The following is a 25,191-nucleotide window of genomic DNA, read 5'->3' on the forward strand; positions in this document are numbered from 1 at the left end:
AGGGTGACGAACACCCACCCCCTCGTGGGCGTTGTGGACTTCATAGCGGGATCTAGGACACGCGCTAGATGTCCGCAGATTCGGTTATCGAGGTTGTTACCTTCGAGGCCATGGACCCCGTCCGTAACCCCTACGCCCCCGGTGCAGGCCAGCGTCCACCGGAGCTCGCGGGCCGAAGCAGACAGCTCGACGCGTTCGACGTGGTGCTCGAGCGGATCGCCCGCGGCCGTCCGGAACGCAGTGTGGTGCTCACCGGCCTCCGCGGAGTCGGGAAGACGGTGCTGCTCAATCATCTGCGGTCGGCGGCCATCTCCCGCAGCTGGGGCACCGGCAAGATCGAGGCCCGCCCCGACCAGGACGTGCGCCGACCGCTGTCGTCGGCGCTGCACATGGCAGTGCGCGAGATCGCGGGGGCACACCGCAACCCCGATCGGGTCGAGGAGTTTCTGGGCGTGCTGAAGTCGTTCGCGTTGCGGGCGACGGCGGACAAGGGCATGCGGGAGAGATGGCAACCCGGGATCGACGCCCCGGCCGTGAAGGGTCGGGCGGATTCGGGAGACATCGAGATCGATCTGGTGGAGTTGTTGCTCGACGCCTCCTCGCTGGCGCGAGATGTGGGCGTCGGGATCGCGCTGTTCATCGACGAGATGCAGGACCTCGGTGCCGCGGACGTCTCCGCGATCTGCGGCGCGTGCCACGAACTCAGCCAGGACGCGGCGCCGCTCATCGTGGTCGGTGCCGGTCTCCCGCACCTGCCTGCGGTGTTGTCGGCATCGAAGAGTTACTCGGAGCGCCTCTTCAGTTACCACCGCATCGACCGGCTGGACCGGGCGTCGGCGGATCGCGCGCTGATCGCGCCCGCGGAGCGGGAAGATGTGAAGTTCGCCGACGAAGCCTTGGATGCGTTGTACGCGGCCGCCGACGGTTATCCCTATTTCGTGCAGGCGTACGGGAAGGCCACCTGGGATGTGGCTGCGGCGAGCCCGATCACCGAGGAAGACGTGCGGGTGGCGGCACCGACCGCGGAAGAGGAACTCGCCGTGGGATTCTTCGGTTCCCGCTACGAGCGCGCGACCCCGGCCGAACGCGAGTACATGCGGGCGATGGCGGATCTCGCCGGCGACGACGGCCCCGTCGCGACAGCGGCGATCGCCGCCGAACTCGGTCGTAAACCGGCCTCGTTGTCACCCGCCCGGGACGGCCTGATCAAGAAGGGCTTGATCTATTCGGCCGAGCGTGGATCCATCGGGTTCACCGTCCCGCATTTCGGCCGGTATCTGCGCGGCCAGAGCGACTGAAAGATCGGTAGTGCAATCTATCGCTTTCTAGGCTCAACGCTAGAGAGTCGAATACGACGCTAGCGGGAGTCGTGGAGTTCAGCCCTGATCGATGTAGTGCTCGAGCTGGTCGCGTTCGCTCTGCAGCTCGCCGATCCGGCTCTTCACCACGTCACCGATGCTGACGATGCCGACGAGCTGCCCCTCCACCACCACGGGCAGATGCCGGATCCGGCGCTCGGTCATGGTCTCGGCGAGGCTGTCCACACTGTCGGTGGGCAGGCAGGTGAACACCGAGGTGCTCATGATGTCCGCGACCCGTGCCTTCAGCACGTCGGGTCCACGTTCGTGAATCTTGCGCACGACGTCGCGCTCGGTCACGATGCCGACCAACGAGCCCTTCTCGAGCACCACCAGCGCGCCGACATTGTGCTGGGCGAGCTCGTCGACCAGGCTGCTCACCGACGTATCGGCGTCGACCGTCGCTACCGCCGTACCCTTGCTCCGCAATACATCCGCGATCCGCATCTGGACACCCCGATCCATCCGCACTCGTACCCGCCGGGTCGATCGCGGGCAACTATCGAGCCTAGGCCAGCGCTACGGCAGCTCTCCGCATGTTTACCTACTCGTGACCGTAGCTTTGCGAACGATCCTGCTCCTCGGGCCACGCCGCGCCTCCGTACACTCGGCGCCGATGACTCGAGTGAGCGGGGCCGCCGCATACGACGCGGCGGGTGTAGACGGGATTCGATCGCTGTGGGAGCGCGTGAGCGCGGTCAGCCCCACCCCGGCGACGTGGATCGTCCAGGTGGTGGCAGTGGTAGCGGTGGTGCTCGTTCTCGAGCCCCACGCCTGGCGCATCACGCGCAACGTGGTGACGATCATCCACGAGGGTGCGCACCTCGTGGTCGCGCTGCTCTTCGGCAGACGACTGAAAGGTGTCCGGCTGCACTCGGATACGTCCGGGGTCGCGATCTCGTCGGGCAAGCCCACGGGACTCGGTGTCGTTCTCATGACCTTTGCGGGGTATGTGGGTCCCGCAGTCCTCGGCCTCGGCGCAGCATGGGTGCTCGGTACCCGCCATGCCGTCGCGGTGCTCTGGATCGGGGTGGTGGCACTCGCCGCCATGCTTATCCTGGTTCGGAACCTCTATGGGTTGTTCTCCCTCACCGTCGTCGGAGCCCTCCTGTTCGGATTGGTCTGGCTCGGCACGGAGCAACAGCAAGTGGCGGCTGCCTATTTGATCACGTCCTTCATGCTGGTGGCGTCGCCGCGGCCGGTCATCGAACTACAGCGGAGTCGGGCACGGCGGGCCGCCCCCGACTCCGACGCCGATCAGCTGGCGCGGCTCACCCGCGTTCCCGGCATCGTCTGGGTGGGGCTCTTCCTGCTGGTCAACCTCGGATGTCTCCTGCTCGGAGGCTGGTGGATTCTCCGTCCGGTCGGGGGGTGATCGCGGGCCCCGCTCGTCACGCGACCTCGTGCTCGCTGCCTGCCGCGACCTTGCGCAGGCCGCGGTAGGCACCTTCCGCCGTCTGTCGCCCCGCCACCACGGCTTCCACCTCGGCGGCGATAGGCATGTCCACGCCGTGGTCACGGGCGAGTTCCATGACGGTCGGTGCGGTCTTGACACCCTCCGCGACCTGGCCGAGTTGGGCGACGGCCTCCTCCACGGTGAGTCCGCGGGCCAGCGCTTCGCCCACCCGGCGGTTACGGGAACTGGGGCTCATGCACGTCGCGATCAGGTCACCGACACCGGTGAGGCCGGCGAAGGTTCGTGGGTTGGCGCCCATCGCCTCGCCGAGCCTCGTCATCTCGGCGAGCCCTCGGGCGAGCACCATGGCCCGCGTGTTGTCGCCGACGTCGAGTCCGTCGGCCATGCCCGACGCGATGGCCACGATGTTCTTGAGCACGCCACCGAGCTCGCACCCGAGCACGTCGGTGTTGCGGTAGACGCGGAAGACTGGGGACGCGAACAGTGGCTGCAGGGCGGTCGCCACTCGAACGTCCTGGGTGGCCACCACGGAAGCCGCGGCAAGTCCGTCGACGATCTCCCGAGCGATGTTCGGCCCCGCGAGGAGCCCGACTGGATGGCCGGGGAGGCATTCCGCGATCACCTCGGTGGGACGCAGCCGGGTGCCGGGCTCGAGTCCCTTGGCCAGCGACAGCACCGGTACCCACGCGCGCACCTCGTTGGCGATCTGCGAGAGGGTGCCGCGGACGGCATGTGAGGGCACCCCGACGACGAGGACATCTGCCTCCTGCGCTGCCTCGACGAGGTCGGCGGTGGCGCGCATCGAATCGGGGAGTACGCGGTCACCGAGGTACCGGGAATTCCGGTGGACGGTGTTGATCTCGTCGGCGGTGTCCGAGCTCCGCGCCCACAACAGGGTCGGTGTGTTCCGCGCCGCCAGTCCGGCCACCGTGGTTCCCCACGAGCCCGCTCCGAGAACGACGACGCGTACCGGCCGGGCCATTATCGATCACTCCTGTATCGATCACTCCTGTATCGATCACTCCTGGGGCGAATAGGGTTCATACCGTCAAGCGTGGCATCGGAAGCCGGCGACCACACCGAAATTGCCAACGGAGCCCCCGGACCGCGACGTACGGTGGCTTCATGAAGTGGTCGAACGCCCTCGGGATTCCGGCCGCCGCGCTGGCCGCCGTGGCTTCGTATGACCTGCTCCAGCGGCGGCACGCTCTGCTGCGCAATTTTCCCGTCCTGGGCCACGGCCGATATCTGCTGGAGTCGCTCGGGCCGGAGCTTCGGCAGTACATCACGACCAATAACGACGAGGAGCGTCCCTTCACCCGCGATCAGCGTCGCTGGGTGTACGCGTCGTCGAAAAAGGAAACCAATACGTTCGGGTTCGGCACGGACAACGACATCGAGTTCACCGACGGCTACACCATCATCAAGCACCGCACGTTTTCCGACATCGCCCCGTCGGCCGTTCCCGGGGGTGGTGACACACTTCAGCTCCCGTCGGCCAAAGTTCTGGGTTCGGCACGCGGCCGAGCCAAGGCCTTTCGTCCACACTCACTCGTCAACATCTCGGCGATGAGTTTCGGCTCGCTGTCGTCGGCGGCGATCACCGCTTTGAATCGCGGTGCCACGGCGGCGGACTGCCTGCAGAACACCGGTGAGGGCGGGCTGTCTCGCTACCACCGGAACGGTGCGGATCTGGTGTTCCAGATCGGTACCGCCTATTTCGGGTGCCGGGACGAGGACGGCCGCTTCGATCTCGATCGACTGGTGTCCCTCGTGCACTCCGCCCCGGTACGGGCCATCGAGATCAAACTCAGCCAGGGTGCGAAGCCGGGGCTCGGTGGCCTGTTGCCCGGTGCGAAGGTCACGGCCGAGATCGCCGAGATCCGCGGCGTACGGGAAGGCAGCGACTGTGTCAGTCCTTCACGGCACACCGCGTTCCACGACGTCGACAGCATGCTCGACTGGGTGGAACTCGTCGCCGCCGAGACGGGACTGCCGGTGGGCATCAAGTCGGCCGTCGGAGACTCCCGGTTCTGGGAATCGCTGATCGAGGAGATGACCCACTCCGACCGGGGCGTCGACTTCGTGACGATCGACGGCGGCGAGGGTGGCACGGGTGCGGCACCGCTGGTGTTTTCCGACGCGGTCTCGTTGCCGTTCCGCAGTGGATTCGCCCGGGTGTACTCGATGTTCGCCGAGGCGGGACTCACCGACGGCATCACGTTCATCGGCTCCGGAAAACTGGGTTTGCCCGACAACGCTGTGGTGGCGATGGCTCTGGGTTGCGACATGATCAACGTTGCCCGCGAGCCGATGCTCGCCATCGGTTGCATCCAGGCCCAGAAATGTCACACCGATCGATGCCCCACGGGAGTGGCCACCCAGAGCAGTTGGCTGGAACACGGCCTCGACGCCCAGGCGAAGTCGGTGCGGGCCGACAACTACATCCGATCGCTGCGGCGGGACGTGTTCAAGGTGGCCGAGGCGTGCGGAGTTGCACATCCCGGACTGATCACGGCTTCGGATGTGGAGGTCGCGGACGGCAACCGCCGCGCGACTACTCTCGCCGAGCTCTACGGTTACCGGGACGGGTGGGGACTTCCGGGACTCGCCGATCGCGACGAGATCACCCGGCTGATGGCCGAATACGCGGAGGGCCCGGTCGGGGAGACCGGCTCACCCGACGCGCAGACGAAGCCCGGAACCACCGGCACTACCGGGGCCGACGGTCACCGCTGATACACGTCGGGGATGCCGTCGCCGTCGTCGTCCCGGCTCTCCGCAAGCGCGATGTTGCGATAGGCGCCGTTGCGCATTCGCAGGACCGCCGAGGCCAGGACTGCGGCGGCCACCGATCCTGTCAGTACGCCGACCTTGACGTGATCACCCCGCAGGGAGTCCATGCCGAAGGCGAGGTCGCCGATGAGGAGGGAGACGGTGAATCCGATGCCGCCGAGCAGGGCGACGCCGAGAACGTCGAGCCAGGCGAGGCCGGAGTCGAGGGTCGCCCGGGTGAACCGCGACATGAGGTACGTCGTGCCGAAAATCCCGACTGCCTTGCCGATCACCAGGCCGGCGACGATACCGAGTGCGACCGGGTCGCGTAGTGAGGTGCTCAGTCCGGAGAATCCGCCGACGGTGACCCCGGCGGCGAAGAAGGCGAACAACGGCACTGCGAATCCCGCCGAGATGGGCCGAATTCGATGCTCGAAGTGTTCGGCCAGACCGGGCCCGGCATCGGGTCCGCCGGCCTTCTCGCTGCGAAGCACGGGAACGGCGAAGCCGAGGAGGACGCCCGCCACGGTCGCGTGAATGCCCGACTCGTGCACGAGGATCCAGGTAGCCCCGGCGAGGGGCAGCAGGATCCACCAGGAGCGGACGCGTCGTTGCACGGCAACGGTGAACAGTGCCAGCGGGATCAGCGCGAGAAGCAATGGGCCGAACGCGAGCTCGTCGGTGTAGAAGACGGCGATCACGGTCACGGCCAGCAGGTCGTCCACGACTGCGAGGGTGAGCAGGAAGGTGCGCAGGGCTGCCGGAAGATGAGTGCTCACGATGGCGAGGACGGCCACCGCGAACGCGATGTCGGTGGCCGTCGGAATTGCCCAGCCGGCGAGCGCCCCCTCACCGGTGCGGGCGTTGATCAGAACGAAGACCAGCGCGGGGACGGCCATGCCGCCGACGGCGGCGGCGATGGGAAGAGCGGCGCGGCGAGGATCACGCAGGTCTCCGGCCACGAACTCCCGTTTGAGTTCGAGGCCCACGACGAAGAAGAAGATCGCGAGCAACCCGTCGGCGGCCCACGTCCCGAGCGAGAGGTTCAGGTGCAGTGAGGCCGGTCCCACGGTGGTGTCGCGCAGCGCCGTGTACCCGTCGGACCACGGCGAGTTCGCCCAGACCAGAGCGATGACCGAGCCGATCAGGAGCAGCGCTCCGCCCACCGTTTCCTTGCGGAGGATGTCGGAGATCCGCGCGGTCTCCGCCCACGATCCGCGGGCAAACAGCGTCGATCGGGTCTGGGATTCGCTCACGGCACACTCCTGGAAATCGGGTCGACAATATACTTGCCGACCAGACTTCCCGGCGCACCGAGGACAACCCTACCGTCCCGGGGTGGTCAACGTCTGCGCGCGGTCACCAGGAGATATTCCCATTCCATGGCGGTCCCGTCGAAGTGGCGTCGCGCGAGGTCGGCGAGCTCACCGTCCAGTGCGGCCACCCGCTCCGGGTCACCGGCGATGTTGCGGTACACGGCGATCGTGGGGCCGTACCGCTCCTTGAAATAGTCGCGGAACTCCTCGGGTGTCGGGAACTTCTCGACGTGCAATGTCTGCCGCGTCGCCGTCAGGTCGGTGACTCTGTCCCCGAACAATTTGCGGACGTGTTCCTCGCGACCCCAGAGCGGTGGGGGTTGCGCGCCGGGTGGGGGAGCGGGGGCATACGGTTTCATCGTCGCGAACATCTGACCGATGAAACCCTCCGGCGTCCAGCTGAGCAGTCCGATCCTTCCTCCCGGACGGCAGACACGGACGATCTCGTCGGCGCTCTGCTGGTGGTGCGGCGCGAACATGACGCCCACACAGGACATGACGACGTCGAACTCCTCGTCGTCGAAGGGCAGTGCCTCGGCATCCGCTTGCTGCCATTCGACCGCAGCCCCCGCCGCAGCAGCCTCACGGCGTCCCACATCGAACAGTTCCGGGGTGAGGTCGCTGGCGACGACGTGGCCCCCGGCGAGCGCGGCGGGAATAGCCGCGTTGCCCGACCCCGCTGCGACATCCAGGACGTGGTCGCCCGACCGCACCTCGCACGCTGCCACCAGCGCCGGTCCGAGGTCCGGGATCACCTCGCCGGCCAGCGAGGGGTAGTCGCCGAGCGCCCACATGGCGCGGTGCCGGGTTTTCAGCTCGCGGTCGGCCTCGACTGCGTCGATCGTGTCCTTCATCTCGAAGACCTCCTGTGGTCGGATGGGCGCCTGGTTGTCAGGACGCTCAGGTGCCAGCCTTCGCGCAACGGGTGCCCGGGAAAAGACACCCTGGGGTGGTTTCCGGCCCCCCGACTTCAGCCCTCGTTGCGGAACTGCGCCGCGAGTTCGCTGCGGGAGCGAACGCCGAGCTTCGCGTAGACCCGTGTCAGGTGGTACTGCACCGTCTTGACCGACAGGAACAGTTCTCCCGCTGCCTCCTTGTTGCTGGCACCACCGGCGACGAGTTCCGTCACCGCCTGTTCCTGAGGCGTCAGGTCCGCGAGTGTGACACGACTGCGCTCGAGGTTGAGCCCGCCCGCCTTGATTTCGCGGTCGCACCGCAACACGTACGACGTTGCACCGAGGGCCGAGTATCCCTCCCGGGCGGCCTGGATCACCGCATCGGCCTCACGGCGTTTACCGGCCCGTCGCAGGGTCTGGCCGTACGCGAAGTTGACCCGGGCGCGGTCGTAGGGCAGGGGCAACGTGTCGAGATGCTGCAGTGCTTGCTCGAAGACGGCTCGGGCGGCGTCGATATCCCCTCGGGCGCCGAGTATGCGTCCGCGGGCGTAGCCGAGCCGCGCCTGGGCGGAACGGTGCTGTCGCGCTGCGGCCCGTTCCTCGTGGGGGATGAGGAAGGTGTCGGCGTCGTCCACTCTCCCGACCATGACGAGCGCATTCGCGTAGACGTCCGGCCAGTGCCAGAACCCGGGTTCGTCGACGCCCTCCCGCGGCCGGAGCCGGGTGAGGGGTTCGAGTGCGCGAATCACCGTGGGGTAGTCGGCTTCCACCTCGGCGCACTGGGCGCGTGCCAGCGAGGACGGTAAGAACATGATCGGGTAGTCGTGGAGGCTCGCGGCCGCCCGCCGGAGGTGATGCTGTGCGGCATCGCGGTTGCCACGCAGCGCCTGCGTCTGCGCTCCCGTCCAGTGCACGAGTGGCCGCAGTAGGTCCAGCCCGACATCCTCCAGCTGACGCGCGGCACGTTCGACGGTGGCCACGGCCCCACTCCAGTCACCCAGGGCGAACTGGGTGCGTGCCAACCAGGCCTGCGCCCACAGCGAAATACGGGCAGACCCCATCCGGAATGCCGTCGGGACGGCACTTTCGAGTTCCTGCCGCGCCGCCTCCGGCTCGTCCAACGCCAGGTCGAGCCACCCCCGGGCCATCTCGAAGCGTTGCGACTGGGCGCCCAGTGCGACTGTGGCCGACAGGTGGTCGTACGCGGCCCGCGCCTCGGCTGTCTTGCCCGTCGCTGCCAGTCCTAGGCCCATGATCGCCGCGGATTCCACGGCCGAAGGATCGCTCGGGTCGACGAGTGACACTGCCCGCGAACCCCACTGGACGAGGTCGGGCCCATGCCACCGGGCCAAGGAGTCGAGGACCCGGCGCTGACAGATCAGTGCGGCAGTCGCCGGATCCGCGGCGGGGTCGCAGGCAGACCACGACTGCGTGAGCAGCAGGTCGGCCTCCGCGGGGCGGCCCCGCTGGATGGCCAGATAGCCGAGGACGGCGTCACGGAGCGGGCTTGCGGGGAAGCTTTCGATCTCGGGTGCGAACGCGATCGCCTGCGGCAGATTTCCGGTCCCGACCAGGGCGTCGACGGCGCGGATCAGGCGTTGCTCTCGAATGCGTCGGTCTGCGCTGAGGCGGCTCGACTTGATCAGGGCGTCCGCGACGGCGGACCAGGCCCCGACCGTGGCCCGGTGGACGGCGTGGCGGTCGAGTTCATCGGCGAGTTCGGGGTGGGGAAACGGCGACGCGGCAGCGAGATGGTCGAGGCGCTGACTGTCGTCGTCGACGACGCGTGCTGCGTGCTCGTGCAGGTCGCGCAGTCGGATCGGGCCGAGGTCGCGGTAGACGGCGGCCCGGGTGAGTGCCGAGGGGAACACCAGCACGGTGACGCCGCGATGCTCACCCATCGTCAGCAGTCCCGCTCGGTGCGCCTCGTCGAGTGCTTCGACAGGATTCTCGATGTCCGCAAGTTCGGCGGCATCGGCGAAACGCGGATCACCGACGAGGACGGAGGCCGCTTCGACCAGGGCGCGCGCGGGCGCCGAGCACGCCGTGAGCCGCGAGCGCACCGATGCGGTGACCGCCCGGGGGACGGGCAGCACGGGTTGCCAGTGGGACCAGGCGCCCGGATCCACTTCGTGCAGGAGTTGCGTGACGTGCCGGGGATTTCCGGCCGTGTGCTGCGTGAGCTGGTGCGCAATGGGCGCTGGAAGTTCCACGTGCGCAATGCGGTTCGCGAGTGTGCGAATGTCGGACGCATCGAGGGGCGGGACACACAGCCGGTGACGGTGATGTCGGTCGAGGAGCTCGATCACGTCGGGCGAGACGTCGGCGGACGGTTCCGACGTCGTGATCAGCACCAGCATGGCAGGGCGGTCGAGAAGATGACTGGCCGACGTCACGGCCTGCAAAGAGTCGAGGTCGGCCCAGTGTGCGTCGTCGAGTACGACCACGACCTTCTCCCCGGGAAGTGCGGTCACCGCGGCGGCGAGCTCGTGGGCGACGCCCAGAGGATGTCGTGCGGTCACTGCGGACCCCAGCATCTGCTCGACCACGCCGTACGGGTGCCCCGTCGCCCAGGGCGTAGACACTGCTGCAAGTGTCGGCACCTCGGAGTGCGCCGCGAGGAACGCCTCGACGAGGGTGGTCTTGCCGATGCCGGCGGCGCCTTCGACCAGCACGACGGCCGGCATGTCGGGAGTCGCCGCGCGCAGGAAAGCCTCGAGACTTGCGAGCTCACACGAACGGCCGACGAGTTCGCTGTTGGCTGGGTCACTCACAAGGCTCACCGTATCGCGACGCGATTTCAGGCGGGTGCCTGGCAGAACGGCGGAACGCTTGTAACGTGAGGTGAGAAGCAGCTGATCGACACGGACGCAGCAGTCGAGAGATCCGGTGCACTTATGACGACGGACGCGAACTCCACCAAGCTGGAGCGGGTGGTCATCCGCTTTGCCGGCGATTCGGGTGACGGCATGCAGCTGACCGGGGACCGGTTCACCTCGGAGGCGGCGGCATTCGGCAACGATCTCGCGACGCAACCGAACTTCCCCGCCGAGATTCGTGCGCCGCAGGGCACATTGCCAGGGGTGTCGTCGTTCCAGATCCAGATCGCCGACTTCGACATTCTCACCGCCGGTGATCGCCCCGATGTGCTGGTGGCAATGAACCCTGCCGCGTTGAAGGCGAATCTGCCCGACCTGCCTCGCGGCGGGATGATCATCGTCGACATGGACGGGTTCACCAAGCGGAACCTGTCGAAGGTCGGGTATGCGGCCAGTCCGCTCGAGGACGATTCCCTCGCGGACTACACGGTGCACCCGGTCCCGATGACGACGCTGACGGTGGGCGCGGTGCAACCTGCGGGCCTGAGCCGAAAAGACGGTGAGCGGGCCAAGAACATGTTCGCGCTCGGATTGCTCTCGTGGATGTACAACCGGCCCACACGCAGTATCGACCAGTTCCTGCGCACCAAGTTCGCGGCGAAACCCCAGATTGCTGAGGGGAACCTCCTCGCCTTCACGGCGGGGTGGAATTACGGGGAGACGACGGAAACCTTCGCCACCACCTACGAAATCTCGGCCGCGACCCTGCCGCGGGGCACCTACCGTCAGGTGACCGGCAACACTGCGCTGGCCTACGGAGTGGTGACGGCGGCGCAGCTGGCCTCGCGGCAGGTGTTCCTGGGCACGTACCCGATCACTCCGGCGTCGGACATCCTGCACGAGCTGAGCAAGCATCGAAACCTGGGTGTTACCGCCTTCCAGGCGGAGGACGAGATCGCCGGTATCGGGGCGGCCCTCGGGGCGTCGATCGGCGGGGCGCTGGGGGTGACGAGCACGTCCGGGCCGGGCCTGGCGCTGAAGAGTGAGGCGATCGGGCTGGCGGTGATGACGGAGGTGCCGTTGCTGGTGATCGACGTGCAGCGTGGTGGGCCGTCCACCGGACTGCCGACCAAGACGGAACAGTCGGATCTGCTGCAGGCAATGTACGGGCGCAACGGTGAATCGCCTGTTGCGGTGCTGGCGCCGCGGTCACCCGCCGACTGCTTCGACGCCGCTGTCGAGGCCGCGCGGATAGCCCTCACCTATCGCACGCCGGTGCTTCTGCTTTCGGACGGTGCCATCGCGAACGGCAGTGAACCGTGGGCTGTTCCGAATGTGGCGGACATGGACCCGATCGACGTGGACTACGAGAAGGCGCCTCTGCCGGAGGGGGTGTTCGCGCCCTACGCGCGCGACCCGGCGACGCTCGCCCGCGCCATGGCGGTGCCCGGCACCAGCGGGCTCGAGCACCGGATCGGTGGGCTCGAGAAGGCCGACGGCAGCGGTGACATCTCCTACGATCCCGCCAACCACGACCTCATGGTCCGGCTGCGGCAGGCGAAGATCGACGGCATCACCGTCCCGGATGTGGTGGTCGACGATCCCTCCGGTCAGGCGGAGTTGCTGTTGATCGGGTGGGGTAGTTCGTACGGTCCGATCGGTGAGGCGTGCCGCCGGGCCCGGCGGGAGGGGAAGAAGGTGGCCCGGGTGCACCTGCGACACCTCAACCCCCTGCCGTCGAATCTCGGTGCGGTGCTCCGCAGTTATTCCACAGTGGTGGCACCCGAAATGAACCTGGGCCAGCTGGCGATGATTCTGCGATCGAGGTACCTCGTCGACGTGCAGTCGGTCACCAAGGTGCAGGGTCTCGCGTTCCTCAGCGACGAACTACACAGGGTGATCGACGCGGCGCTGGCGGGAACGTTGCGCGAGCAGGAGCTGGCCAAGACCTCCGACGCGCTCGCTTCGGCCACCTATCGGACGAACCGCCCCCGGCAGGAGGAACCGGCGTGACCCAGATGATCAATCGCATCGGGAGGACTCTCGCACTCAGCGCGACCGCGCACGTCCCACACACCGATGTAGCGCAGAAAGCCAAGGACTTCACCACGGACCAGGAGGTGCGGTGGTGTCCGGGTTGTGGTGACTACGTCATCCTGGCCACGATCCGCAGTTTCCTGCCGGAGCTCGGCCTGAAGCGCGAGAACATGATGTTCGTCTCCGGCATCGGATGTTCGAGCCGGTTCCCCTATTACCTCGACACGTACGGCGTGCACTCGATCCACGGCCGTGCCCCGGCCATCGCGACCGGGCTGGCGGTCACGCGTCCGGACCTGTCGGTGTGGGTGGTCACCGGTGACGGTGATGCCCTCTCCATCGGTGGCAACCACCTGATCCACGCGTTGCGGCGCAACGTGAATCTGACGATCTTGTTGTTCAACAACCGGATCTATGGCCTCACCAAGGGCCAGTACTCACCGACCTCGGAGGTCGGGAAGGTCACCAAGTCCACCCCGCTGGGGTCCGTGGACCACCCGTTCAACACGCTGTCCCTGGCGCTCGGTGCCGAGGCGACGTTCGCGGCCCGCGCCCTGGACTCCGACCGCAAGGGCCTTACCGAGGTGCTGCGTGCGGCCGCGGCGCACCGGGGCACGTCGTTCGTGGAGATCTTTCAGGACTGCCCGATTTTCAACGACGGCTCGTTCGACGTGCTCCGCAAGGAGGGTGCGGAGCAGCGGCTGATTCCATTGACCCACGGAGAACCGATCGTGTTCGGGAACGCAGGCGAATACTGCGTCGTGCGTGCCGGTTTCGGTCTGAAGGTGGTCGAGACCGCCAACGTCGACCGGAACGAGATCGTCGTGCACGACGCCCACACCGATGATCCCGACTACGCGTACGCCCTCTCGCGGCTGTCCGACCAGGACCTCACCCACACGGTGACCGGCGTATTACGCAGCGTTGTGCGCGATACCTACGACGATGCGGTACGCAGGCAGAACGACCTCGCCCGCGAGAGGGATCCCGTAGACGAGGGCTCGCTCCAGCGGCTTCTGACCGGGCACGACACCTGGACCGTTTAGGCGGTGACGGGCGCAACCTCGGCGCGGAGGGCGACTCGTGCGCGCGGTACGAAGAACGTGACGAAGGCGCCCAGTACGGCAATGCCCGCGAACACGGAGAACGCGACCTGGCTGCTGATCCCTGCACTGATGAGTGCGCCGCCGATGAGGGGTCCGAAGATTCCGCCCAGCCGGCCGAATCCGGCGCACCATGCCACTCCCGCAGCGCGGGCGGAGGTCGAATAGTAGTTGGACACGAAACCGTAGATCAGCACCTGAGTTCCGATCGTGCCCACTCCGGCAACTGCGACCGAGGCGAGCAGCACCGGGAGTGGGAATCCCAGGGTGAGCACCACCAACGCGACCGCAGCGAGGAAGAACGTGGTGGCCACGACTCGCTGAGGGCCGATACCGTCGGCGATCTTGGAGGCGATCAGACCGCCGATGATGGCGCCGCCGTTGAGGACCAGCAGGAAGGACAGCGACCCCTTGGCGTTGAAGCCCGCGTCTCCCATGATTTTCGGCAACCAGGTGTTGAGTCCGTAGGTGAGGAGGAGGCCGGAGAAGCTCATCACACCGAGAAGTCCTGTCGCCCAGGCATACCGGCGGGTCGCGAGGGCCGCGAATCCGACTTTCTCGACCGATGCGTGCTCGAGGGCGATCTCCTCTGCGTCGGGCATCGGGATACCCGTGTATTCGGAGATGCGGCGGGCCTTGTCCTCGTACCCGCGTGCGACGAGCCACTTCGGGGACTCCGGCAGCTTCATGAGGGCCAGTGGCAGCAGCGTGACGAGCGGGAGTGCGCCGATCCAGAAGAGGCCGCGCCAGCCGATCGCGTCGCGGAGCACTATGGCCAGTAGAGATGCGAGTACACCGCCGGCTGGGACTCCGCTGTAGACGATGGCGTTGTACAGATTGCGCTTTCCGGGAGGCGCGAATTCGGCGACCATCGCGCCCACGGTGGCGACGAGTCCGCCGACACCGATCCCGGTGAAGAATCGGAGCAGTCCGAAGGTGGTGATGCTCGTGGCAAGCGCCGCGAGCCCCATGCCCACGGAGAACCACACGATGTTGATCAGCATCATCCGGCGGCGGCCGAGATAGTCGCCGATGGCACCCGACGCCAGTGCGCCGACCATCACACCGATGAGGGCGTAGGAACCGAGCGCGCCGGCCTGGGCCGGTGAGATCGCCCCGAGTTGAGTGGGGTCGTCGAGCAACATCGGGAGGATGGTGCCGTAGACGACGAGATCGTAGCCGTCGAAGACGATGGCGATGGTCGCGAGTGTGACGATCCAGGTGACGGCCCGGCGATGGCGGGGGCTGGCCCAGCTGTCGGTCGTGGACGGGTTCATGATGATCTCCGCTCGGGAAGTGCGACGGCGAGCCGGATGGCCCGCCGATGAGGCGGTGGAGATATGTGGGGCTGCTAGCCGAGGTCGCCACCGGCGACGGGCAGTACCGAGCCGGTGATGTAGGAGGCCTCGTCGGAGGCGAGGAAGAGGATCGCGGCGGCCTGTTCGTCGAGGGTGCCGTACCGCCTCAGCAGGGATGAGTCGACGGTCTGGTCGACGATCTGCTGGTACCACGCCTTCTCCTGCTCGGATTCGGTATCGGGACCGCGTGGGACGCGGCGCGCCGGTGCCTCAGTTCCTCCGGGAGCGGTGGCCACCACGCGAATTCCGTACTGTGCCGCCTCGAGCGCGAGCGACGCGGTGAGAGCGTTGACCCCGCCTTTCGCGGCTGCGTAGGGCACGCGATTGACTCCGCGGGTTGCAACCGACGATACGTTGACGATCGTGCCGCTGCGCTGCGCGATGAGATGCGGCAGTGCGGCGCGGCACGTCCACAGCGTCGGGAACAGCGATCGCTGCACCTCCGCGGCGATCTGTTCCGGCGTGTAGTGCTCGTACGGTTTGGCCCAGATCGTTCCGCCGACGTTGTTGATCAGCACGTCGATCCGGCCGTGCTGGGCGCGGGCCTCGTCGATCGCGTCCTGCGCGTCGGTGAACTGTTCGAGGTCCGCGGTGATGCTGTGCGCCTCGGCCCCTTTCTCCCGCAGTTCTTTGGCGACGTCGTGGACGAGTTCGGCGCGGTCGACGAGGACGACGGACGCGCCCTCGTCGGCGAGCCGGGTTGCGACGGCCAGCCCGATTCCCTGTGCGGCGCCGGTGACGGTGACGGCCCTGCCGTCGAACCGATTCGCGTAGAACGCCGGCCTCATGCGACTGTGCTGTTCTCGATGGCGCGGCACATGGTGGTCTTCGCGTGTGCGCTGTGCGCGACGATCAGTTTCCGCGCGGAGTCGCGGTCGCCCTTGTCGAATGCGGCGACGATGTCGAGATGCTCTTGCGGGATGTGCTCGTCGACCCAGCCGGAGTTCCGGAGGACCTTGCGCATCAGCTGGGTGACCTCGAGCCGGTTGTACGCCTCGAGCAGCACCTCGTTGCCCGTGCAGCGGAACAGGAACTCGTGGAATCGGAAGTTCGCGTCGGTGAACGCGTCGGCGTCGGTGAAGTGGTCCCGATCGATCGAGGCGCCGGACGCTTCGGCGAGGATGCGGTACTCGCCCAGCTGTTCCGGAGTCAGTCTGCCGATGGTGAGTTCGAGCGCGCCCAGCTCGAGTGCCATGCGGGCGTCGAACTGCGCATCCGACTCGGACAGCGGCTGGTGTTCCTCGCCGATCTCGTACTCGGGCACAGCGGATTCGGGCGTTTCGGCCGGTCGCGGTGCGGGTGTCTCGGATCCGTGGGGCGTCGCCGCGTTGTTGAACTTCTCGAAGTAGAAATTTGCCGGCGTGATCCCCTCCGACTTCAGGTGGTCGCGGACGGCTTCGACCATTGGCGGCGGCCCGCACAGGTACACGTCGACGTCACCGTCGTTCAGATGCGCCGGCTCGAACAGCCCGGTGACGTACCCCTTGTTCGGCGCGCTGCTCGCCGGATCCGATACGCAGTAGTCGAATGTGAACTGCGGCAGCAACTTCGTATATTTCTCGAGCTTGTCCAGCTCCACCAGGTCGGCGTCGGACGAGACTCCGTAGACCAGGTGGACGGGATGGTCGACGGCGTCGGTGCGCATCCTGTCGAGGATCGACAACAGCGGGGCCAGCCCGGTGCCGCCGGCCAGCAGCAGAGCGCGACGCTTCTGCTCACGCAGGAAGAAGCTTCCCATCGGGCCGGTGAAGTCGAGCGTGTCGCCGATCTGTGCGCGGTCGCGCAGGTATTCCGACATCAGGCCGCCGTCGGTGATCTTGACCAGAAACGACAGTTCCTTGGACGTGGGCCCGGTGCTGAACGAGTACGAGCGCGTCGCCTCCGTCCCGGGCACGGTGATGTTGACGTACTGCCCGGGGAGGAACACCAGATCTTCGCGGTTCGCGATCTCGATCGTGAACCCGATGGTGGTGTCGGAGAACCTGCGGATCTCCGTGATCGTCGACGAGAACGTTCCTGCGGCGGTCTTGGCGACGTCGGAGGTCGTCGGAATCTGCAGCACCAGATCGCTTTCCGGCATCATCTGGCACGGAAGGCAGTAGCCCTGCTCCGCCTCGTCGTCGGTGAGCGCTTCCTCGATGTAGTCGCCGCCGTCATACGTGCCGGATTCGCAGAGCGACTTGCAGGTGCCGCACGCACCGTCTCGACAGTCGAGGGGGATGTTGATGCGCGCGCGGTAGGACGCGTCGGCGACCGTCTCGTCGCCGTCACACTTGATGAAGCGGGTGATCCCGTCCTCGAAACTCAGTGCAACTTGGAAAGTCATGAAAACAGCTCGATTCGCGAAGAATGGGGAAGAAGGTCAGATGTGATAGATGTCGACCACGTGGTGGATGTAGTCGTTCTTGAGCACGACCTTCTTCTTCATGATCAGCGGCTGCTCACCGGAGAAGTCGATGGTGTAGAACGAATTCCCGAAGTACGTGTCGACCGTGTTGTAGCGGAAGTAGAGCGTGAACCAGTTGAACCGGACGTCCACGACCTCGCCGCGACGCTCGGTCACCTCGACGTTCGAAATATTGTGACCGGTACGCGGTTCCGGCAGGCTCGTCGCGCTCGACCTGTCCGTCTTGATGCGGAACACCCGATCCTCGATGCCGCCGCGGTTGGCGTAGTAGATCAGGGAGATTTCGGTCATCGGGTCGGTGGTCAGTTCACCGTCGTCGGCCCATGCCGGCATCCAGAACTCGGAGTCGGGGTGATAACACTCGATCCACTTCTCGAATTCACGGTCGTCGAGGTGGCGGGCCTCACGGTAGAGGAACTGCTCGATATCGTGCTGGGTGACGGTGTTTTCGGCTACTGCAGTCATGAAACTTCTCTCCCTCAGCGGTTGTTCGCAGCAGCGGCAGCGTCGGCGTCGAGCGCCTTGGTGAGCGCCTGCACCCAGTAGCCGTGCTGGATCGGGTAGAGGCCCTCGTCCTCGGTCTTCACACCGCTGGAGATGGGGTTGATACCAATCTTCTTCGCATCCTCGTCGGGGCCCCGGAGTTGGTGGGTGACACCGCGGCTGAGGTCGTTGAACGGTGCGGCGCCGGCCTGGTACGTCTTCTGGCAGGAGCGGAACTCCTCGAGATCATCCGGGGTGGCCATGCCGGTGGCGTTGAAAAAGTCTTCGTACTGGCGGATGCGGGCGGCACGTGCCGCCCGGCTCTCGCCCTTGGGGGCGATGCAGTAGATGGTGACCTCGGTCTTGTCGACGGAGATCGGACGGAAATGCCGGATCTGCGAACCGAACTGGTCCATCAGGTACACATTCGGGTACAGGCACAGGTTGCGGGACACCCCGATCATCCAGTCGGCGCGGTCCTCGCCGTAATCGGCGACGAGTTCGTCGCGACGCTCGTTGAGGGGGCGGTTGGCGGGGTCGGCCCACTTGGTCCACAGCAGCAGGTGACCGTTGTCGAACGAGTAATACCCGCCCTGCTGCTTCGACCACTTGCCGGCGTCCATCGCCTTGGTGGCGTTGGTGGATTCGCCCGACTCGCGACGCGAGGTGGTCGCGGCGTAGTTCCAGTGAGTGGCGGACACGTGGTAGCCGTCGGCGCCGTTCTCGGTCTGCAGCTTCCAGTTGCCGTCGTAGGTGTAGGTGGATGCACCGCGCAGCACCTCGAGTCCCTCGGGTGACTGGTCGACGATCATGTCGATGATCTTCGTGGTGTCACCGAGGTGTTCCTCGAGCGGCGGGACATCGGGGTTCAGGCTGCCGAACAGGAATCCGCGGTAGTTCTCGAACCGCGCGACCTTGGTGAGGTCGTGGGAACCGTCCTTGTTGAACTGTTCCGGGTAGCCGGCCTCACGCGGGTCCTTGACCTTGAGGAGCTTGCCGGAGTTGTTGAACGTCCAGCCGTGGAACGGGCAGGTGAAGGTGGTCCGGTTGTCCGTCTTCCGCCGGCAGAGCATGGCGCCGCGGTGGCTGCACGCGTTCACCAGGGCGTTGAGTTCGCCCTCCTTGTTCCGGGAGATGACGATCGGCTGACGGCCCATGTACGTGGTGAAGTAGTCGCCGACGTTCGGGATCTGGCTCTCGTGGGCCAGGTAGATCCAGTTGCCCTCGAAGATGTGCTTCATCTCGAGTTCGAACAGGTCCTCGTCGGTGAATACGCTGCGTCGCACCTGATAGCGTCCGGTTTCCGGGTCTTCGATCAGTGCGTCGGCCAGCTTGGCGCGCACGTCGTCGGACGGCGCTGTGTACAGGGTTTCAGTCATGGGATCCTCCAAGATCTCCGGGGGCTTGCGCCCTGCGAGGGCGCCCGGGTCCGGCAATGGATTCCACTCTTGCAGCCTGTGCGCTGCATCACACTAGGCATTTACCGAGTACTGCCTAGGACATGTTCACGATGCGCACACCGGGGCCGGCAACCCCGGTGTGCGCGACGATCAGACGGCCGGGGTGAACTTCTCACGGAAGATCCGCCGCGGAGCCATACGACGGCGCTTGAACGCCTTGACGCCGGCGTCGACCATGGCGGGTGGCCCGCACAGGTAACCCGAATAGCCGCGACAGCTGTCGAAATCGTCGACGAATGAGTCGGTGACGTAGCCGGTCCGCCCGGGCCACGTCTGGTCGCTCAGGCATGGCCGGTAGCGGAATCCGGGATACGCGCGTTCCCACTCCTGGAATAGGTCCACGTCGTAGAGGTCGGCTTCCTCGCGCGCGCCGTGATACAGATGAACCGTGCGGTCGGGTGTAGCCCTGAGCGCTTGGGCTGCTATCGATTTGAGCGGCGCGAGCCCAGTTCCGCCGCCGAGCAGGATCATCGGCCCGTCGTCGTCGGTGTCGAGGCAGAAGTCACCGAGCGGACCCACCATGTCGACGCGATCACCCACACTCAACGGTCCGAAGATCCAGTTGTCGGTGGCCAGCCCGCCGGGTTGGCGGCGAATGTGGAATTCGAGCACTTTCGACTCACTGGGGGAGTTCGCCATCGAGTACTGGCGCCCCTGATCTGAGCCCGGCACCCGTAACTCCACATACTGCCCTGCCGAGAACTCGAGCGGACTGTCGAGAGTGACGAGTAAGCGCCGGGTGTCGCGGGCGATGTTCTCGATGCCGCTGACCGTGCCCACCAGGTCCCGCAGGGCATGAACGGTCGCCGCGGGTGCCGAGTCCAGCCGCTCCACCACCGTGTCACCGCAGGGAGCAGCCTGGCAGGCCAGCGCGAACCCGGCGTCACGCTCGGCCGCACTCAGTGTGCTGTCGGGAGATCTCCGATGATCCACCGAACCCGACACGACCCGCAGTTTGCAGGTCCCGCAGGTGCCCTGGTTGCACGAATTGGGCATCCAGACGCCGCCGCGGAGAAAGGCGTCGAGGATGGCTTGATCGGGACCGCACTGGACTGTGTCGGTGCCGACGGACACGGTGTGTGTCTCGGTGCGGGTCATGGTCATACCTCCCAAGTGGTGTGCAGTGCTGTCGGGCCGCGGAAACCCCAGCCCCAGAATTCGACGTCGGCGCCGGTGTCCCGTTCGAGGTTGGGGATCGCCTCGAAAAGCTCCTCGAGCCCGATGCGGCACACGTGATTGGCGAAGTAGATACCGGCGCAGGCGTGCTGTCCGGCGCCGAACGCCAGATGGGGCAGCGGTGGGCGGGTCATGTCGTACTCAGTCGGAGCGTCATAGACCTCGGCGTCGTGGTTGGCCGAGCCGTAGGACATCAGGACGACCGAACCCTCGGGCAGGAAGACATCGCCGACTGTGACGTCCTTCGTGCTGATGCGGGCGGTCGCCGACCAGATCGGGGAAGTCCAGCGCATGCCCTCGGAGATGGCGCGCGGAATCAACGCGGGTTCGTCGATCACCGCCTCGAGCTGCTCCGGACGGCTGAAGAGGCCGACGAGGGTCGACGCCATTGCGTGCCCGGGCTCCTGCATCGCGCCGAGCAGGAAGACGAAGAGCGTGGGATAGATGTAGTCCCGCTCCCGTACCTGTCCCTCGGGCATCCCGTCGTGCAGCCAGTGGGAGATGGCGCTGTCATCGGGATTGACGATCCAGTTGTCGATCAGGGGGTCCACGATGGCCCGGATCTCGGCCTTCGCGTCATCGCCCTGGATGAAGCCCTCCGGATTGGTGAACTCACCGTTCTCGTCCACGCCGGCATTCGTGAAGGAGTTCGACAGCCGGCGGAACCAGTCGCGTAGCGTGTCCGAGCTGACGTCGTTCAGGCCGAGCAGGTCGCCGAGGGCTCGCACGCTCACCGGCTCGCAGTACTGCGACACCAGGTCGGCCTTGCCGTCGTTCTCGAACTGCTCCACGTAACGCCGGGCAATGGGGCGGACGAGTGAATCGACCCAGCGGTCCACCTCCGACGGCTGCAGAGCGGGGTCGACCATCGAGCGGAGGTCGCGGTGGATATCGCCGTTGACCCCGATCACCGCGGGGTGGCCGAACGTGCGGCCGCCGGCCTTGGTGATGATTCCCTCGAAGTCGGGGCTGGTGGCGATGGCTCGGCACAGCTCCGCAGTGGTCGCCACGTAGGAGCCGAGGACCGGGAGGTACGCCAGTGGAGCCTCGGCGCGCAAACGCTCGTACACGGGGTAAGGGTTGCGTTCGAGTTCCGTCATGGTGATCTCGTCGATCCAGGAAAGGGTCGCAGTCATGGGATTCTCCTTGTTCGGTAACAACTTTCGCTGCAACGGCGGGTGAAGGAGAATGTAGGTGCCGGCTCTCGGGCGCGTCTAGCCGATTCGCGCGACGGCTGGACGATGTGCGCGACTAGTTGTGATTGGTATCTCAGTTATCCTCGACTCAGCGGGACGACACAGCTTCAATGGAGGTCGGAACGACATGTGGACGAGGCAGGTGTAGGCGATGGCATCGACGGTTACCGAGACTCGTGACTGGGACGCGGCGTCGAGGGCGGTGGCCGGTGCGTACTTCCCGCACACGTTGACGGACCTGTCTCCGGACGGCTCCCTGAAACTCTCGATGCGTACCGTCGATTTCGGGCCGGTCACCCTGGGCAGACTGGGCTGGGGTGCGGACGTGTCGATCGCCTGCGACTACCCGGGCGCGTACGAGGTCAACATCCCGCTCTCCGGCTCCCTGGAGTCGCGCTCCCCGGTGGGTGACGTGGTGTCACGGCCCGGCCAGGCAACGGTGTTCCGGGCGAACGAACCCACCCTGATCAGCCGGTGGAGCGGGGATTGCTCGGTGCTCGGCGTCAAGTTCGACAGCGAATACCTCGAACGGGAAGCGGATCGCATACTGGGCACCGATGTGCGCTCGAAGTTGCTGCTGCCCTCTCAGATCGACCTCACCGACGCCTCGGGCAACAGCTGGTTCCGACTGTTGAGGTCGCTGACCGCGCAACTGCGCGAACCGTCCGACCTGCTCGCCAATCCGGTAGTGGGACCGCAGCTCGCCGGCGCCATCACCGCGGCCTTCGTCCTGGCAGTCACACCGGATCAGGAGGTGCGCAGGACGGCGCCGCGTCCCCGCATCGTCAAGCGCGTACTCGACGGGCTGAACGACGACCCGGCCCGGGCGTGGACGGCGGCAGACATGGCCCAGCTGGCGGGCACCAGCGTTCGCCGGCTGCAGGAAGGGTTTCGCGAGTACGTCGGGCGCAGCCCGTCCGAATGCCTCCTCGACATCCGCCTGACGCGCGCCGACGCCGATCTGAGGGCACGGGAGCTAGGTGTCACGGTGTCCGACATCGCTGCCCGGTGGGGTTTTACCCACGCCGGCCGGTTCTCCGCGGCATATCGTCGCAGGTACGGCAAATCCCCGTCAGAGCTCGTGCGCTTCTGACGGGGATTGCGCGTGTGTAGTTACTTGTTGCCGAAGTACGAGACGTCGTCGTTGCCGATGAGGTCCGGCACCGTCCAGCCGTCGAGGTCGTACTCGGCCAGGCACTGCTCGGCCAGACCCTTCATGGAGGCGACGTCACCACGGTTCTCGGCGGCGAAAAGCAGTTCCGCCTTGACGTTCTCGTGGTTGCCGGAGTAATTCCGCTCGTAGAGTTCGTGCCGGCCACCGAACTCGGTGCCGATCGAATCCCACAGCGCCTTCATGATTTTCACGCGGTCGACCGCGGTCATGCCGTCCGAGCCGCGAACGTACTTGTCGAGGTACGGACGCACGTCGGGACTCTTGAAGTCGGCGGCCGACGACGGCAGGTAGATCAGCCCGGATGCCACATCCTGCTCGATGATCTCCTTGATGCGGGGGTAGCCCTGGATCATGAACATGCGGTAGGTGAGGCCGTATTCGAGCTTGGGGATGACGGTGTCGCCGATCCAGGGCTCCGGGTTGCGTGCCATCGATTCGGTGAGGGACCAGAACAGATTTCGCCAGCCGATCACTTCACCGACGCGGGTCTGCACGCCTCGGAAGCCGCCCGCTCCGGTGGCGTCGAGTGCCTTCATCAGCATGCCGGCGATGAAGTCGAGCTTCACGGCGAGGCGGGTACAGCCCTGAAAAGTGAAGCGGGGCAGGAAGCCCGACTGCGGGAAGAAGCCGTTGATCTTGTCGACGTCGCCGTACATGAAAACGTTTTCCCACGGCACGAGGACCTTGTCGAAGATGAAGATGGTGTCGTTCTCATCCATCCGGCTCGACAGCGGGTAGTCGAACGGGGTGCCCATCACCGCGGCGTTCTGGGTGAACGAGGACCGGCAGATCAGCTTCACGCCCGGTGCGTCCATCGGCACCGTGCAGATGAGCGCGAATTCCTTCTTCTTGATCGGCAGACCGTAGTGGGCGATGAAGTTGTAGTTGGTGATCGCCGAGCCCGTGGCCACGACCTTGGCGCCGGAGACGACGATGCCCGCGTCGGTTTCCTTCTCCACCTTCATGAACACGTCGCCGACCTCGTCCGGCGGCAGCTGCCGGTCCACGGGAGGATTGATGATCGCGTGGTTCCAGTAGAGAACCTTCTCCTGCGACTCCTTGTACCAGCGTTCGGCGTTGTCCTGGAACGGCGAGTACAGCTCCTTGTTCGCGTGGAGGGTTCCGAGGAAGGACGCCTTGTAGTCCGGGCTGCGACCCATCCAGCCGTACGTCATCCGCGCCCAGGTGGCGATGGCGTCGCGCTCCTTCAGGAGGTCGTCGGACGAGGTCGGCGCCTTGAAAAACGGCATGGTGACGCCGCCGTTGCCGGTGTCGGTGGGGGTGGTGACCTTGTCGACGTGCTCACCGGTGTGCATCGAGTCGTAGAGACGGGCAGTCATGCGAATGGGGTTCCGGAACGCCGGGTGGGTGGTCACGTCCTCGACACGCTCGCCGTGTAACCAGATCTCGCGATCGTCACGCAACGATTCGATGTACTCGTCGCCGGTCATCGGCCGCGACGCGAAGTTCTTCGTGCGATTCACCTCGCTGTCGGCGGCCACGTTGACCTTGGTGCGGTCGACGGCGGTGTCGGGGGCGGATTCGGTGGTGGTCATCGAGATGGCCTTTCTTCAGGAAATCGGTATCAGGAGACGGTGTGGAGATGGAACGGAGTGAACGAGGTGGTGGCGTCGAACCAGCCACTGTGCGGGTCGTCCATGGAACCGTTCCAGGCGGCCGAAGCCGACGGGGCGCCGAGGTCGTGGAATGTGCTGCGGTAGAACAGCAACGGATCCTTCCCGGTGGTCTGCGCGTCGACGATCTCGCCGATGAAGATGAGATGGTCGCCGCCGTCGTACTCGGCCCATGGCACGCACGACAGCGTGGCGGCCGAGCCGCAGAGGACGGGGGCGGTGGGGCCGTCCGTCCACGTCGGCTGCGGCTCCTGCGGCCGGCCGGCGAAATGCAGTGCTGTGTCGACCTGGTCGGCGGCCAGGATGTTCACCGCGAAGGGCGCATTGCTGAGGTAGCGGCACGCCTTCGACTTACGGGTCAGCGTCACCTGGCACAGCCGTGGCTCGAGGGAGACGGCGGTGAAGGCGGTGACGGTGGCTCCGTGCGGTTCGCCGTCGGAGTTGCTGCACGTGATGACAGTGACTCCGCTGGCGAACTGTCCGAAAATGTTCCGGAGTTCGCGCTGTTCCATGATCGGAAGCCTCCCTTCGTGTCGGGGCGCTGTTGCGGTGAACACGAAGGTACGACCAGGTCCACCGCGC

The 25,191-nt window shown here is 66.2% G+C and carries 20 protein-coding genes; 6 read left to right on the plus strand and 14 right to left on the minus strand.

Features of this window, described 5'->3' with window-relative positions:
• The first annotated feature begins 110 nt into the window (after nucleotides 1–110).
• Nucleotides 111–1,298, plus strand: coding sequence for an ATP-binding protein (locus tag HYG77_RS19190; protein ID WP_159927345.1), 1,188 nt, complete (start codon nucleotides 111–113; stop codon nucleotides 1,296–1,298).
• 78 nt (nucleotides 1,299–1,376) lie between these two features.
• Here HYG77_RS19190 and HYG77_RS19195 read toward each other — a convergent pair whose 3' ends face one another.
• Nucleotides 1,377–1,805: a CBS domain-containing protein gene (locus HYG77_RS19195; RefSeq protein WP_208960259.1), complete on the minus strand. Its 429-nt coding sequence runs from the start codon at nucleotides 1,803–1,805 to the stop codon at nucleotides 1,377–1,379.
• 241 nt (nucleotides 1,806–2,046) lie between these two features.
• Between HYG77_RS19195 and HYG77_RS19200 the strand changes: the two genes are divergently transcribed.
• Nucleotides 2,047–2,733: a M50 family metallopeptidase gene (locus tag HYG77_RS19200; protein WP_208963445.1), complete on the plus strand. Its 687-nt coding sequence runs from the start codon at nucleotides 2,047–2,049 to the stop codon at nucleotides 2,731–2,733.
• Between the two features lie 16 nt (nucleotides 2,734–2,749).
• On the opposite strand, the gene HYG77_RS19205 is transcribed toward HYG77_RS19200, so the two are convergent.
• Nucleotides 2,750–3,757: an NAD(P)H-dependent glycerol-3-phosphate dehydrogenase gene (locus tag HYG77_RS19205; protein ID WP_109333855.1), complete on the minus strand. Its 1,008-nt coding sequence runs from the start codon at nucleotides 3,755–3,757 to the stop codon at nucleotides 2,750–2,752.
• A 143-nt stretch (nucleotides 3,758–3,900) separates the two neighbouring features.
• Here HYG77_RS19205 and HYG77_RS19210 point away from each other — a divergent pair, with 143 nt between their 5' ends.
• Nucleotides 3,901–5,514, plus strand: a complete 1,614-nt coding sequence (locus tag HYG77_RS19210) for an FMN-binding glutamate synthase family protein (RefSeq protein WP_208960260.1) — start codon at nucleotides 3,901–3,903, stop codon at nucleotides 5,512–5,514.
• On the opposite strand, the gene nhaA is transcribed toward HYG77_RS19210, so the two are convergent.
• The 3 genes from nhaA to HYG77_RS19225 form a co-directional block, all read right to left on the minus strand.
• On the minus strand, nucleotides 5,505–6,806 hold the full coding sequence (gene nhaA, locus HYG77_RS19215) for a Na+/H+ antiporter NhaA (RefSeq protein ID WP_208960261.1): 1,302 nt from the start codon (nucleotides 6,804–6,806) through the stop codon (nucleotides 5,505–5,507). The genes HYG77_RS19210 and nhaA overlap by 10 nt on opposite strands.
• An 86-nt stretch (nucleotides 6,807–6,892) precedes the next feature.
• The gene (locus HYG77_RS19220; protein WP_208960262.1) at nucleotides 6,893–7,720 is read right to left on the minus strand and encodes a methyltransferase domain-containing protein; all 828 of its coding nucleotides are present in this window, start codon (nucleotides 7,718–7,720) and stop codon (nucleotides 6,893–6,895) included.
• Nucleotides 7,721–7,836: 116 nt separating this feature from the next.
• Entirely contained in the window at nucleotides 7,837–10,536 is a 2,700-nt protein-coding gene (locus tag HYG77_RS19225) for a LuxR family transcriptional regulator (protein WP_208960263.1), read from the minus strand.
• A gap of 123 nt (nucleotides 10,537–10,659) precedes the next feature.
• On the opposite strand from HYG77_RS19225, the gene HYG77_RS19230 reads away from it, so the two are divergent.
• Together HYG77_RS19230 and HYG77_RS19235 are read left to right on the plus strand one after the other, a co-directional pair.
• On the plus strand, nucleotides 10,660–12,594 hold the full coding sequence (locus tag HYG77_RS19230; protein WP_208960264.1) for a 2-oxoacid:acceptor oxidoreductase subunit alpha: 1,935 nt from the start codon (nucleotides 10,660–10,662) through the stop codon (nucleotides 12,592–12,594).
• 5 nt (nucleotides 12,595–12,599) lie between these two features.
• A complete protein-coding gene (locus HYG77_RS19235) occupies nucleotides 12,600–13,664 on the plus strand; it encodes a 2-oxoacid:ferredoxin oxidoreductase subunit beta (RefSeq protein WP_109335394.1) in 1,065 nt (354 codons plus the stop codon).
• On the opposite strand, the gene HYG77_RS19240 is transcribed toward HYG77_RS19235, so the two are convergent.
• The 7 genes from HYG77_RS19240 to HYG77_RS19270 all read right to left on the minus strand — a co-directional run bounded on the left by HYG77_RS19240 (nucleotide 13,661) and on the right by HYG77_RS19270 (nucleotide 21,741).
• The gene (locus HYG77_RS19240) at nucleotides 13,661–14,998 is read right to left on the minus strand and encodes an aromatic acid/H+ symport family MFS transporter (RefSeq protein ID WP_208960265.1); all 1,338 of its coding nucleotides are present in this window, start codon (nucleotides 14,996–14,998) and stop codon (nucleotides 13,661–13,663) included. The two genes, HYG77_RS19235 and HYG77_RS19240, sit on opposite strands and share 4 nt — an antisense overlap.
• Nucleotides 14,999–15,072: 74 nt before the next feature.
• Nucleotides 15,073–15,867, minus strand: coding sequence for a 1,6-dihydroxycyclohexa-2,4-diene-1-carboxylate dehydrogenase (locus HYG77_RS19245; RefSeq protein ID WP_208960266.1), 795 nt, complete (start codon nucleotides 15,865–15,867; stop codon nucleotides 15,073–15,075).
• A complete protein-coding gene (gene benC / locus HYG77_RS19250; protein ID WP_208960267.1) occupies nucleotides 15,864–17,405 on the minus strand; it encodes a benzoate 1,2-dioxygenase electron transfer component BenC in 1,542 nt (513 codons plus the stop codon). Before benC ends, HYG77_RS19245 begins: the two co-directional genes overlap by 4 nt.
• Before the next feature lie 36 nt (nucleotides 17,406–17,441).
• The gene (gene benB / locus HYG77_RS19255; protein WP_208960268.1) at nucleotides 17,442–17,951 is read right to left on the minus strand and encodes a benzoate 1,2-dioxygenase small subunit; all 510 of its coding nucleotides are present in this window, start codon (nucleotides 17,949–17,951) and stop codon (nucleotides 17,442–17,444) included.
• A gap of 14 nt (nucleotides 17,952–17,965) precedes the next feature.
• Entirely contained in the window at nucleotides 17,966–19,348 is a 1,383-nt protein-coding gene (gene benA / locus HYG77_RS19260; RefSeq protein WP_208960269.1) for a benzoate 1,2-dioxygenase large subunit, read from the minus strand.
• A 171-nt stretch (nucleotides 19,349–19,519) separates the two neighbouring features.
• A complete protein-coding gene (locus tag HYG77_RS19265) occupies nucleotides 19,520–20,527 on the minus strand; it encodes a 2Fe-2S iron-sulfur cluster-binding protein (protein ID WP_208960270.1) in 1,008 nt (335 codons plus the stop codon).
• A 2-nt stretch (nucleotides 20,528–20,529) separates the two neighbouring features.
• Nucleotides 20,530–21,741 carry a cytochrome P450 gene (locus tag HYG77_RS19270; RefSeq protein WP_208960271.1) on the minus strand — a complete coding sequence of 404 codons (1,212 nt, stop codon included), beginning with the start codon at nucleotides 21,739–21,741 and terminating at the stop codon, nucleotides 20,530–20,532.
• Between the two features lie 211 nt (nucleotides 21,742–21,952).
• Between HYG77_RS19270 and HYG77_RS19275 the strand changes: the two genes are divergently transcribed.
• Complete coding sequence (locus HYG77_RS19275; protein ID WP_208960272.1) at nucleotides 21,953–22,894, plus strand: AraC family transcriptional regulator; 942 nt, start codon at nucleotides 21,953–21,955, stop codon at nucleotides 22,892–22,894.
• Between the two features lie 20 nt (nucleotides 22,895–22,914).
• Here the strand turns inward: HYG77_RS19275 and HYG77_RS19280 are convergent, their stop codons facing one another.
• Nucleotides 22,915–24,531 (minus strand): 4-hydroxyphenylacetate 3-hydroxylase N-terminal domain-containing protein, encoded by a 1,617-nt coding sequence (locus tag HYG77_RS19280; RefSeq protein WP_159923619.1) that lies wholly within the window; start codon nucleotides 24,529–24,531, stop codon nucleotides 22,915–22,917.
• Nucleotides 24,532–24,560: 29 nt separating this feature from the next.
• Complete coding sequence (locus HYG77_RS19285) at nucleotides 24,561–25,121, minus strand: flavin reductase family protein (protein ID WP_159923621.1); 561 nt, start codon at nucleotides 25,119–25,121, stop codon at nucleotides 24,561–24,563.
• Between the last annotated feature and the right edge of the window lie 70 nt (nucleotides 25,122–25,191).

This window comes from Rhodococcus sp. ZPP (assembly GCF_017656075.1).
In the GTDB taxonomy this organism is placed as follows: Bacteria; Actinomycetota; Actinomycetes; order Mycobacteriales; family Mycobacteriaceae; genus Rhodococcus_F; species Rhodococcus_F oxybenzonivorans.

Excerpts from the sequence above, each read along its gene's own strand:
- HYG77_RS19190 (WP_159927345.1), top strand. The coding sequence starts at position 111 with ATGGACCCCGTCCGTAACCCCTACGCCCCCGGTGCAGGCCAGCGTCCA.
- HYG77_RS19195 (WP_208960259.1), bottom strand. The coding sequence starts at position 1,805 with ATGCGGATCGCGGATGTATTGCGGAGCAAGGGTACGGCGGTAGCGACG.
- HYG77_RS19205 (WP_109333855.1), bottom strand. The coding sequence starts at position 3,757 with ATGGCCCGGCCGGTACGCGTCGTCGTTCTCGGAGCGGGCTCGTGGGGA.
- HYG77_RS19210 (WP_208960260.1), top strand. The coding sequence starts at position 3,901 with ATGAAGTGGTCGAACGCCCTCGGGATTCCGGCCGCCGCGCTGGCCGCC.
- HYG77_RS19220 (WP_208960262.1), bottom strand. The coding sequence starts at position 7,720 with ATGAAGGACACGATCGACGCAGTCGAGGCCGACCGCGAGCTGAAAACC.
- HYG77_RS19230 (WP_208960264.1), top strand. The coding sequence starts at position 10,660 with ATGACGACGGACGCGAACTCCACCAAGCTGGAGCGGGTGGTCATCCGC.
- HYG77_RS19235 (WP_109335394.1), top strand. The coding sequence starts at position 12,600 with ATGATCAATCGCATCGGGAGGACTCTCGCACTCAGCGCGACCGCGCAC.
- HYG77_RS19240 (WP_208960265.1), bottom strand. The coding sequence starts at position 14,998 with ATGAACCCGTCCACGACCGACAGCTGGGCCAGCCCCCGCCATCGCCGG.
- HYG77_RS19245 (WP_208960266.1), bottom strand. The coding sequence starts at position 15,867 with ATGAGGCCGGCGTTCTACGCGAATCGGTTCGACGGCAGGGCCGTCACC.
- benC (WP_208960267.1), bottom strand. The coding sequence starts at position 17,405 with ATGACTTTCCAAGTTGCACTGAGTTTCGAGGACGGGATCACCCGCTTC.
- benB (WP_208960268.1), bottom strand. The coding sequence starts at position 17,951 with ATGACTGCAGTAGCCGAAAACACCGTCACCCAGCACGATATCGAGCAG.
- benA (WP_208960269.1), bottom strand. The coding sequence starts at position 19,348 with ATGACTGAAACCCTGTACACAGCGCCGTCCGACGACGTGCGCGCCAAG.
- HYG77_RS19265 (WP_208960270.1), bottom strand. The coding sequence starts at position 20,527 with ATGACCCGCACCGAGACACACACCGTGTCCGTCGGCACCGACACAGTC.
- HYG77_RS19270 (WP_208960271.1), bottom strand. The coding sequence starts at position 21,741 with ATGACTGCGACCCTTTCCTGGATCGACGAGATCACCATGACGGAACTC.
- HYG77_RS19275 (WP_208960272.1), top strand. The coding sequence starts at position 21,953 with ATGGCATCGACGGTTACCGAGACTCGTGACTGGGACGCGGCGTCGAGG.
- HYG77_RS19280 (WP_159923619.1), bottom strand. The coding sequence starts at position 24,531 with ATGACCACCACCGAATCCGCCCCCGACACCGCCGTCGACCGCACCAAG.
- HYG77_RS19285 (WP_159923621.1), bottom strand. The coding sequence starts at position 25,121 with ATGGAACAGCGCGAACTCCGGAACATTTTCGGACAGTTCGCCAGCGGA.